Here is a 10,454-nt window from a genome sequence, read left to right as displayed (position 1 = left end):
CGTCCGCCGCTCGTCAGCAAAGAAGCAAGCTTCTTCCTGTTACCGCTCGACTTGCATGTGTTAGGCCTGCCGCCAGCGTTCAATCTGAGCCATGATCAAACTCTTCAGTTTAAAGTGTTTAATCGACCCATTGAATCAATGACTTAATAAATCTTAATTTGTTAAGCACTTTTCCAATCAGTCAGGTGTATTCTCTTCGTTATACGAAAGAATACTCGCATCCGAAGATGCTTTTCTCTGCCTGAATCCGGTAAGTGCCCACACAGTTTGCTTGGCTTGGTATATTGTTAAAGAACGTTCTGCTTTCCTAAAAAGCAGGCTTGCGTTGCAGCAAGCAAGGCGGCGTATTCTACAGCCTCGGCGTTTAGTGTCAAGCCTTTCGGCTAAATTTTTTAAGACTCTAAACTGCTACTTTCGGCGGCTTCGTTGCCTGCCTCAAGCGTGGAGCGCATTTTAGAGATTTAAGTCGCCACGTCAAGCGCCTAAATCAAGTTTTTGCATGTTTTTATGCTGACTGCTGGTTTGTTGTTCAGATCGCTGCTTTTTTGTATCAACTCGCGCCTTATAAGGGTTTCTGCTAGTCTAAAGCAGTAGCGCTTAGATCAAAAAGATAACAATTTGAGAGGTAAGAAGCATGAATGGAGATATTCGTAGTTATCAGGGTGTCGAACCCACTATCGGCGAACACGTCTACATTGACCAGAGTGCCGTGATTGTCGGTGACGTAACCTTAGGCGAAAACAGTAGCATCTGGCCGTTCGTTTCCGCCCGTGGTGATGTGAACTTCATTAGTATCGGTGCGCGCACGAATATACAGGACAACTGTGTGTTGCATGTAAGCCGCAAAAGTAATCGTAACCCTGACGGCCATCCGCTTATTATTGGTGAGGACGTTACCGTCGGTCATCACGTTATGCTACATGGGTGCACCATCGGTGCCCGCGTATTAATAGGAATGTCGGCGGTGATCATGGACGGTGTCGTGGTCGAAGACGACGTTATCATTGGTGCAGGGAGCCTGGTTCCGCCAGGTAAAGTACTGCGCAGTGGCTATTTATATGTCGGCAGCCCAGTGCAAGAGCAACGTAAGCTTAATGAAGAAGAGTTGGCCTTTTTGCCAGAGTCCGCAGCGAACTACGTGATGCTCAAAGACGAATACGCCTTGAACGTACACTCGGTGTAAACAGAACTTAGTGAAAGTCGCGCGAACGGTTGGCCTGTAGCTCAAGCTCGGCCAATAACGGCGCGCCGTCTTCTAAACGCCCGGCAATCACATGAATCACATCGCCGTGAATTTCAACTTTGCCATACACTTTTAGGAGTTGCGCCGTAAGGTAGGCTTCGCGTTGGGCCCGTGCTGTCGCTTGCCAGACCACCACGTTCACCATACCGGTTTCATCTTCAAGAGTAATAAAAGTAACCCCACCTGCGGTGCCAGGCCGTTGCCGGCAGGTGACCAGCCCCGCCACGCAAACCACCTGCTGATGACGACAGCCGGCGAGCTCCGCAGCCGTACGCACACCGCGTAACAATCGCCGCTCACGTAATAAGGCAAGCGGGTGACGCCGCACTGAAGCGCCTAAACTACGATAATCCGCTGCTATATCACTTACCTCTGTAGGTGTTGGCAATTGCGCTAAGGTTGCGCGGTCTGAGCCGGTATCGTCGATGGTGCTAAACAAGGGTAGCTGCTCAGCCTTTACCGCCAATGCCTGCCACTGACTTTGAAAACGATGGCCGCTGACTTTATGTAATGCATCGGCGGCGGCCAGGCGCTGCAAAAGAGCAGGGGAGGCACCGAGTTGGCGCAGCTCCTGCAGCGAGGCAAAGCCCTGTTGCGGCCGGCGGGCAAGCAGCGCCTCGACGTGTTGTGCGGCCAGCCCTTTGATCAAACGTAAACCTAAGCGGATCGCATAACCATTTTGCATGGCAACCAACTGATGTGCCCAGGTACTGGTTTGAATATCTACAGGAAGCACCGTCAGATGATGGCGCCGGGCATCTTGCAACAATTGTTCAGCTGAGTAAAAACCCATAGGTAAGCTATTCAGTAATGCACAGTAAAAGGCCGCCGGGTAATGGTACTTAAACCACGCCGAGGCATAGGCTAAGTTAGCAAAACTGGCCGAATGGGACTCAGGGAAGCCGTACTCGCCAAAACCACAAATTTGCTGATAGATGCGCTGGGCAAAATCTAAACTGTAACCGCGCTCGCGCATACCGCTAATCAGCTTCGTCTCAAACTGCTGTAACTCACCGGTACTGCGCCAGTTCGCCATAGCGCGCCGCAGCTGATCGGCTTCACCACCGCTAAAGCCAGCGGCAACCATCGCCAGCTTGATCACTTGCTCCTGAAAGATCGGTACCCCCAGGGTACGCTCGGTGACTTGCCGTACCGCTTCACTTGGATAGGTCACCGCTTCTTCACCGGCACGCCGGCGTAAATAGGGATGCACCATGTCGCCCTGAATAGGCCCGGGCCGCACGATAGCAATCTGCACCACCAAATCATAAAACGTAGCAGGGCGCAGGCGGGGTAACATACTCATCTGCGCACGTGATTCGATTTGAAACACACCAACGGAGTCTGCACGCTGCAGCATCGCATAAACTTTAGCGTCTTCGGTGGGAATGCTCGCCAGATCAAGCGGGCGCTGATAATGTTTGCACACCAGTTGCAGCATTTTCTGCAACGCGCTCAGCATGCCCAACGCCAGCACATCCACTTTGATCAGCTTAAGGGTTTCGAGATCATCTTTGTCCCATTGGATAACGGTCCGGTCCGCCATACTGGCATGTTCAACGGGCACTAAATCGGCTAACTCCCCAGCCGCAATAACGAAGCCGCCGACATGCTGCGACAAATGCCGCGGAAACTTCAGCAGTTGCTCCGTCAGTGACACTAACCAACGGCCACGCTCCGTAGTCGCCAGGCCCGACTGCAACTGCACTAACTGTTGCTGCCAGGGGGTATCCTGATCCCGGCGGTCGATCTGGCGCAGATAATGCGCCAGTTCCTGCTCGCTGAATCCCAGCACCTTGCCAACATCACGAAACGCACTACGCAACCGGTAGCGGATAACGGTTGCCGCTAATGCGGCGCGCTTACGGCCGTACTTCTGGTAAATGTACTGAATCACCTCTTCACGACGTTGATGCTCAAAATCTACATCAATGTCTGGCGGCTCATCGCGCTCTTTGGAAATAAAGCGCTCAAAGAGTACATCAATTTGATCCGGGTTCACTGCGGTGATCTGCAGGCAATAGCAAACCACCGAGTTTGCAGCGGAACCGCGCCCCTGGTAAAGAATGTCGCGCTGCTGAGCAAATTGCACAATGTCGTGGATGGTTAAAAAGAAATACTCGTAGCGAAGCTCGGCAATTAACGCGAGCTCTTTTTCCAGCTTGGCCTGCACATCAGCCCGTAAACCATTCGGAAAGCGCTCTTTGGCTCCGGCATAAGCGAGTTGCCGTAAATAGGCGGTGGCGGTTAGCCCGGCCGGCACCAGCTCCGCCGGATACTCATAACTCAATTCACTGAGCTGAAAGCTGCACTGCTGCGCGACCTGTTGAGTAGCGGCAAGCCAGTCCTGTGGATAACTGCGCTGTAATTGTGCCGCATCACGTAAATAATGCTCCGCATTTGGCCGCAGTTGCGTGCGCACTTCCGTGACCCTTTGTCGCAAGCGAATGGCAGTGACGACATCATGTAACGGCTGCCGTCCGGGCTCAGGGTAGAGTACCTCGTCAGCAGCGACCACCGGCAACCGACTTTGCTGGTGATAGTTGTTATAGCGGCGGTACTGGCTGGCATCATCAACGCAAAAATGACGCGAGAACGCCAGCCAGAGACGCTCAGGAAAAGCTTCGCCCAGCGCCTGGTGATAAGCACTAAAGGCAAGGTCGTTAAGCGGGCGCCACAGCAACAGGCAATCATCCAGCCCGCTAAGGAAATCGTCCGCAAACACCTGATAACTGCCTTTTTCACAGCGCTCCCGGCCACGACTAATCAACCGGCAGAGCTGACCGTAACCTTGCCGGTTTCGCGCCAGAACAATCAGCACGCCCAGCTGTTCAACCTGAAAAAAGCTGCCAATCAACAACTGCAATGATGCGGCGACATCTTTTTGCGCTACATAAGCACGCACCACGCCGGCAACTGAACATTCATCGGTGATGGCAATGGCCTGGTAGCCCAGCGTCAATGCCCGTTCGACATACTCATGAGGATGCGCAGCGCCATATAAAAAGCTGTAATTACTGACACAGTTCAGCGCAATAGGGCGCCAGTCCGGGAGGCTTTTCTCAGCTGAACCAGCCATGTAAGTACCACTCCTCATGACTACGAAATATCCAGCCTTGCCGGTCAAGTGCATCCACCGCAATAAAGTAATCGCGGAGCACGCCTTCCCCATCCCACCAGCCGGTTTGGATCCGCTCCGGGCCCCATTGCAACTGCCATTCGTGAACGGCAATGGCCTCAGGTTCAGGCAGCAGCCAAAGCGGGCGGGGTAATCCCTGACTCGGCCCCTTCGCGGTCTGTAAGTCGGTTTGCCATTGTTGTGCAGCTTCCGGGCGCCAGTCATTTTGCGCCTGCGCCTGCTGCACTGCAGCGGTGCCTAAACGCGCCTGCAACTTGCCTAACAAAGCTTGCAATTGCTGTTGCTCAGCCCGCTGCGCCGTCGCATCTTGCTGTGCGGGTAACCAACTCGTCGCTGTGACTTCACGTGCCTGAAACGCATCGGCCCGCAAACTTAATTCCAGCGCTGGCGTGGCGAGTTGCTGACGCTCTAACTGCAACTGCACCAACTGCTGCATCTCACGCTGACGCCATAAAGGTAAGGCAAAGGCAATGCGTACCGGGGTCTGACTTTGATCCCGATGGTGTGCCAGCAAAGTAAAACAGCTCACACTCAATTGACGGCTTTGCAAAAAAGCTTCTAATTGCTGTAGCAACCGTCGCAACGGGAATAACAACTGTTGCCAGGACGCTACCTCGGTCATTAAATCGAGACGCTCGGAGAACTTCAGTGGTGGCCGGTAGTAACGCTGCGGGGGCAACAGTTCGCCCTGCAACTCTGCCACATAGGCCACCATGGCGCGGCCAAACCGTGCACCTAATTCGCCCACCGGCAGCTGCAACAGATCGCCCAGACACTGAATGCCGACATTCTCAAGTTGCTGCTGTTGCGCAGCAGGGAGCAAAGCAAACCGCAAAGGAACCTGTCGCAGCTTTTCTAGTAGCTCGCTTTTTGCAGCGCGCATAGGTTCAAAGCGGAGCTGCGGGACCTGCGCCAAAATGCGGGCAACTAAAGGACTGTACCCCGCAGCGATTTGGTAGCCTACCGCAACCCGGGCTAAGCGCCGCGCTAATTGACGCTGCACACCAGCATAGTCGCCATACAACCGTTGCAAATCATCGACTTCAAGTAGTAAGCCTTGCGGTGGATATAGCGCAATTTGCGCAATGTCCTGATGCAGCCACTGAGCGAGCCGTTGCAATACCTGCTCTTCACGTTGTTCATCATAGGTTCGCTGCTGCAGTTCAGGCACTAATGTACTGGCGGTAACTTCAGCCATGCCGAGTTTGACCCCAGCATGACGAGCCGCAGTATTGGCTTGCACGACAGTTCGCGCGCGCTGCCCATCGCTACGGCACAGCACTTGCGGCTGTTGCCGCTGGATTTCGCTCTGCAGGCTTAACTGCTCATCCAGCAGCAACTGCGGCAGCGCTAAATACCACCAAAGTTTGTCGCGACTCATGCTAACCGCCGACGCCGCTCCGGCAGATGCCCTGTCACCGGGCAAGGAAACGGAGGTAATGGCCAGCCGGCTCGCCGCTTTACTACCGCCACCTGCAATTGCTGTTGTTGCCACTGCAGTTGCAAACGATTCACGTAAGCACGAGCTTCCTGTTGCTGCTGCCAGGGGGTCAAAATAAATGCCAGTTGTTGATGGCGGGAGGCCGCTTGCTGCAAACGTCGCACTGCACTCGCATCAACCGTCGGAAACCAGGCGACAATCACCCCTAAACTTGCACTTTGTAATGCTTGTTCAAATGCCCAAAGGGCGCGCTTAGGCTCGCTTTCCTGCAACCATAACGGCGCCTGCTGCAACTGCTGATAATGCAGTCCAGGCCAATAAGGCTGAGCCGGAGGGTTTATCCATAAGCAAGGCTTCTGCTGAGCACTGAGTACCGGCATTAAAAATGCCAGTTCGCCCTGGAAGTTGTGCTGCACTTGCAGCTCATGCAATGCGCCGCGCAGCCAACCGCCACCAAGGCGACGGTTAAGCTCAGGCCAGCCGGTATCAACCAGCTGATCACTGGCCAACTGTTCCGCCGCATCATGCCCCTGCCAGACCCATCCCTTATGTACCAGCTCTTGTAATGGATGTGCCATAACAACCTCGCAATACTGTATATTTATACAGTACAACTTTAGCTGTTTTTTTCGTCTCCTGCAATACGCAACTCGCAAATTCCGTTGCTAGGATACACGCACGAATCGATGCCTTAGCTTTGAATTCAAAAGCTGATGGCTGCATCAAGGTGGCTGGGCAGAATAATTGTAAGCGTAACGTCAGTACCACTAATTCTGTAAGTGTAGTGGTCAACAAAATCCTGACACCTTTTTAGTTAATTTCTCGGCTTTTGCCGGGGGCAGTCCATCGTTAAATTGATGCGGTCGTTCCCAGTTGTAATAGTTCATCAGGAAATAACTCACATCGCGCTTTGCTTCAATTGCTGAACGGTAGCCAGTCGCTGGCATCCGTTCAGACTTTCCAGGATAGTACTTACTTACCAAATTCTTCCTGTGACACCGGCGTGACAAGTCTGTGCCAAAAATTTCCAGCGCGTACTTGCATTCATGGTAGTTGCACGATGTTATTGAGCTTAAACAGTTTGATAAGTAACAAATATACGTCGATTATCGACGTGTTTAATCTTTTTATCAAACCAGTTGAGTTTGATTAATATTAAATACACGTCAATAATTAACGTATATAGCTAATCTAGTAAACTAAAAAGAGCATCACATGCTAAATCACGAAGCAGGCAAAACGCTAAAGCAAAAACTTCCGCTTGGTATGATAGCGACGAAACGTTGGCTACAAGAGCAAGGGTTGAGTTTGCACTACATCGACAACTCCGTCCGAAGGGGGGCCTTAGTCGTAGCCGCTCCCGGTGTTTACTATCGAGAAGAATCTCACCCGACTTGGCAGGGCGTGGTCGCTTCCCTGCAGCGAATGGCGACGCTCCCGATCCATGTGGGCAGTCTAACCGCGCTGGAATTAAATGATGTAAGCCACTACATAAACCAAAGTAGAAACCCTATAGTTGCTCTTTATTCGCCTCAAAAGCTCCCTGTATGGGTTAATAAGATAGATGTGGGAGCTACTTTTGCATGGCATGGCACGAAGCGCCTGTGGCCTGAGTCATTGCTGCTCGACCAAAGTGTGTTCCGCCATTATGAATGGAAAAAAGGTTTGCCTGAAATAACGTATTCTTGTGTTGAAAAAGCTTATCTGGAAGTGCTCAACGATGTACCTAAACATATCAGTTTTGAGCATGCTGATGCGCTGCTTCAGGGGTTGCATAACTTATCACCCCGGAAATTAGATACGCTGCTAAAGAACTGCCTTAATGTAAAAGTAAAACGGTTATTCTTTTGGCTAGCGGAGCGCAATCAACAGCCCTGGTTTAAACGTTTAGTGCCAACAGACTACGATCTAGGCTCAGGTAAAAGAGCTATCGCGGTAAATGGTCGCCTGGAAAGCAAATGGCAAATTACGGTTCCCAAGGAGATGTAAATTATCATGGATAGAAATAGTATTGATTATCGCCAGGTTCAGTTGCTTATGCAGGTGCTACCATTTGTTGCGGCTCATGACTGTTTTGCGCTCAAAGGCGGTACAGCGATTAACCTATTTGTCAGAGATTTTCCAAGGCTGTCGGTTGATATTGACCTCGTCTTTTTACCTATGATGGATCGGGGTGAGGCACTTCAAACGATCACAAGTCACCTAGAGCAAATAGCAAAGAATCTTACCGCAGCGCTGCAAGATGTGACTGTCATACGCTCATTTGAAGTTAAAAAGGACGCGCTCCGTTTATTGGTGGAGCGTGATGTTGGCGGTAGAAAGGTTCAGATAAAGATAGAACTGTCACCTGTTCTTCGAGGAACGGTCTACGAATCAAAGGCTTTGAGTGTTACTGAAGCGGTTGAAAATGAATTCGGATTCGCGGAAATTTCAGTGGTCAGTTTTGCCGACCTCTATGCTGGTAAAATTTGCGCCGCACTCGATCGGCAACACCCTAGGGACTTGTTTGACGTCAAACTACTCTTGGATAATGAAGGCCTCACTGATGATATTCGTAAAGCGTTAATTGTTTATATGATCAGCCACCCGCGTACTATATCGGAATTATTACGACCCAATTTCAAAGATATTACTGCCCTTTATGAGGGGGAATTTAAGTCGATGGCGGACATTGATGTCCCGCTAGTGGAGCTTATGGCTGCGCGTGAGGAAATTGTAAAACGTATGCATGCAACATTTACTGACGAGGAGAGGTCGTTTCTTTTGACGTTTAAGTCACGCAAACCGGATTGGTCATTACTCGGAATTGCGAATATTGAGCAATTGCCCGCTGTTCGTTGGAAACTGAATAACCTTGAAAAAATGAGTGAGGAAAGGCATCGGATAGCTTATAACAAACTTAAGGAAGCTCTCAATTCATAACGCGTGTCGTGTTCTTCCCAAACCTCTTTACCCCGTATCCCCTTCCTTAAGCCGCGGCACACCTGATAACACCACTTTCGTAGGTATGGGTACTACTTAGCAACTTTTCGTGGCCCTAGACTCCGGAGGCCAAGACCATTAAAGCCTTAGTGATTAAAGTTGAGCAAGGCTTAATTATTTACGTATGATGGGATAACTGTAGATTGACTCGGGCGTGCTTATGCTAACGTTGCTACTGACTCCTTTTCGCGTACTCATTAATTTCACTTTCGGTGCGGTGGTGACGGCGATTATTGGCGCACTGATTATCATCCTCGGTTTGCCTAAATTGCTATTGCCGATCCCTGCAGTGCAGCGTGGACTGTCGACGCTGGCAAACGCGCTGTTCCGGGTCTGGGGCTATGCGATGTCGATGATGTTTCGGCTGACGCAGCCCATGCACTGGCATATTCATGGTGACGCTGAATTGCACCGTGACCGCTGGTACATGATTCTGTGTAATCATCGCAGCTGGGTGGATATTCTGGTGTTGATGCATCTGGCGTCGCGCAATATGCCGATGCCGCGATTTTTCCTGAAACAGCAATTGTTTTGGGTACCGATTATTGGGCTGGGGTGCTGGACACTCGATATGCCTTTTATGAAGCGGTACAGTCGCGCGCAAATCGCCCGCAAGCCTCATTTAAAGGGCAAAGATATCACCACTACGCGAAAGAAGTGCGGCAAATTCCGGCATATTCCAACCACCGTTATTAACTTTTGTGAAGGCACCCGTTTTACGCCGGAAAAGCATCAACAAAAACGCAGTCCCTATCGTCACCTGTTACCGCCAAAAGCCGGTGGCACGGCGTTCACGCTGCAAACGATGGGTAAGCAATTCGATGCGATACTGGATATCACCATCGTCTACCCATCGCATAAGCGCCCAGCGGTTTGGCTGCTGCTTAGTGGGCAACTTCGGGATATCTATGTGAATGTCGAGACATTACCGATGCGGGAGGATTTGATCGGTGATTATTTTAACGATGAGGCATTTAAAGAACGCTTCCAACGCTGGCTAAACCAGCGCTGGAAACGTAAAGATGAAGTCATTGAGAAGCTTACTTCTCGAGCAGATAACCCGCCGCAGCAATAAAGTCATCGGCGAAATTTTCGCTTTCGCTGAAGCCTTGTGGCAGCAGACGATACTTACCGTTGACGATAAAGGTAGGGGTTGAGTTCACGCCATAGTTCGCGGCTTCACGATCCATTTTGTTGGCCATGCCACGCACCGCAAAGCTGTTGATCATCTTATTGAAGTCTTCTTTGCTGACGCCATTGGTGGCGAAGACCGCTTCGAAGTCTTCCATGCTACCGATCATGTTATTTTGCACGAAGTTGCGCTGGAAAATCGCCGCCGCAATTTCTTTATCTTTATCGAGCTGCTCAGCCAGTGCCCAGGCTTGATTCATCATCATGCCCTGACCTTTGTAATTGATGAACGAAACATGAGATTTCTCAAAGGCTTCTGGATATTCAGCTGACATTGCTTGCGCAATAGGCTCAAAACGATAGCAAGCGCCGCAGAAAAACGAGAAGAATTCTTTAATCTCTGGCTTTTCCGTACCCTGTTCAGCGATCACTTCATAGTGTACGCCTTCTTCGAACTGCTGCGCAGCTGCGGGAAACATCATCAACGCCAGTACGGCAAACAACATCTTTTTCATGGT

Annotated in this window: 8 protein-coding genes, 1 rRNA gene and 1 pseudogene; 4 read left to right on the top strand and 6 right to left on the bottom strand. The window is 50.9% G+C overall.

What is annotated here, in order from left to right:
- A 16S ribosomal RNA gene (locus tag J6J34_RS04165) occupies nt 1-111 on the bottom strand; the annotation flags it as partial.
- A 523-nt stretch (nt 112-634) separates the two neighbouring features.
- On the opposite strand from J6J34_RS04165, the gene J6J34_RS04160 reads away from it, so the two are divergent.
- On the top strand, nt 635-1,183 hold the full coding sequence (locus tag J6J34_RS04160; RefSeq protein WP_301720818.1) for a gamma carbonic anhydrase family protein: 549 nt from the start codon (nt 635-637) through the stop codon (nt 1,181-1,183).
- Between the two features lie 7 nt (nt 1,184-1,190).
- Here the strand turns inward: J6J34_RS04160 and J6J34_RS04155 are convergent, their stop codons facing one another.
- The 4 genes and pseudogenes from J6J34_RS04155 to J6J34_RS04140 form a co-directional block, all read right to left on the bottom strand.
- Nucleotides 1,191-4,322, bottom strand: coding sequence for an error-prone DNA polymerase (locus tag J6J34_RS04155; RefSeq protein ID WP_301720819.1), 3,132 nt, complete (start codon nt 4,320-4,322; stop codon nt 1,191-1,193).
- A complete protein-coding gene (locus J6J34_RS04150; protein WP_301720820.1) occupies nt 4,306-5,763 on the bottom strand; it encodes a Y-family DNA polymerase in 1,458 nt (485 codons plus the stop codon). The genes J6J34_RS04155 and J6J34_RS04150 overlap by 17 nt, the downstream gene beginning before the upstream one ends.
- Nucleotides 5,760-6,401, bottom strand: coding sequence for a hypothetical protein (locus J6J34_RS04145; protein WP_301720821.1), 642 nt, complete (start codon nt 6,399-6,401; stop codon nt 5,760-5,762). The genes J6J34_RS04150 and J6J34_RS04145 overlap by 4 nt, the downstream gene beginning before the upstream one ends.
- 210 nt (nt 6,402-6,611) lie before the next feature.
- Nucleotides 6,612-6,782: pseudogene (locus J6J34_RS04140) on the bottom strand (IS3 family transposase); the annotation flags it as partial.
- A 256-nt stretch (nt 6,783-7,038) separates the two neighbouring features.
- Here J6J34_RS04140 and J6J34_RS04135 point away from each other — a divergent pair.
- The 3 genes from J6J34_RS04135 (at nt 7,039) to J6J34_RS04125 (ending at nt 9,880) form a co-directional block, all read left to right on the top strand.
- A complete protein-coding gene (locus tag J6J34_RS04135) occupies nt 7,039-7,812 on the top strand; it encodes a type IV toxin-antitoxin system AbiEi family antitoxin (protein ID WP_301720822.1) in 774 nt (257 codons plus the stop codon).
- A gap of 6 nt (nt 7,813-7,818) precedes the next feature.
- The gene (locus J6J34_RS04130) at nt 7,819-8,745 is read left to right on the top strand and encodes a nucleotidyl transferase AbiEii/AbiGii toxin family protein (protein ID WP_301720823.1); all 927 of its coding nucleotides are present in this window, start codon (nt 7,819-7,821) and stop codon (nt 8,743-8,745) included.
- Nucleotides 8,746-8,965: 220 nt separating this feature from the next.
- Entirely contained in the window at nt 8,966-9,880 is a 915-nt protein-coding gene (locus J6J34_RS04125; RefSeq protein WP_301720824.1) for an acyltransferase, read from the top strand.
- Here the strand turns inward: J6J34_RS04125 and J6J34_RS04120 are convergent.
- On the bottom strand, nt 9,846-10,451 hold the full coding sequence (locus J6J34_RS04120; RefSeq protein ID WP_301720825.1) for a thiol:disulfide interchange protein DsbA/DsbL: 606 nt from the start codon (nt 10,449-10,451) through the stop codon (nt 9,846-9,848). The two genes, J6J34_RS04125 and J6J34_RS04120, sit on opposite strands and share 35 nt — an antisense overlap.
- Between the last annotated feature and the right edge of the window lie 3 nt (nt 10,452-10,454).

The sequence above is a fragment of the Pseudidiomarina terrestris genome, assembly GCF_030466405.1.
GTDB lineage: Bacteria > Pseudomonadota > Gammaproteobacteria > Enterobacterales > Alteromonadaceae > Pseudidiomarina > Pseudidiomarina terrestris.
Note: the sequence above shows the minus strand (reverse complement) of the source record. Positions and strands in the feature narration are given on the sequence as shown.

Coding starts and splice junctions, on each gene's coding strand:
- J6J34_RS04150 (WP_301720820.1), bottom strand. CDS start 5,763: ATGAGTCGCGACAAACTTTGGTGGTATTTAGCGCTGCCGCAGTTGCTG.
- J6J34_RS04135 (WP_301720822.1), top strand. CDS start 7,039: ATGCTAAATCACGAAGCAGGCAAAACGCTAAAGCAAAAACTTCCGCTT.
- J6J34_RS04160 (WP_301720818.1), top strand. CDS start 635: ATGAATGGAGATATTCGTAGTTATCAGGGTGTCGAACCCACTATCGGC.
- J6J34_RS04155 (WP_301720819.1), bottom strand. CDS start 4,322: ATGGCTGGTTCAGCTGAGAAAAGCCTCCCGGACTGGCGCCCTATTGCG.
- J6J34_RS04145 (WP_301720821.1), bottom strand. CDS start 6,401: ATGGCACATCCATTACAAGAGCTGGTACATAAGGGATGGGTCTGGCAG.
- J6J34_RS04120 (WP_301720825.1), bottom strand. CDS start 10,451: ATGAAAAAGATGTTGTTTGCCGTACTGGCGTTGATGATGTTTCCCGCA.
- J6J34_RS04125 (WP_301720824.1), top strand. CDS start 8,966: ATGCTAACGTTGCTACTGACTCCTTTTCGCGTACTCATTAATTTCACT.
- J6J34_RS04130 (WP_301720823.1), top strand. CDS start 7,819: ATGGATAGAAATAGTATTGATTATCGCCAGGTTCAGTTGCTTATGCAG.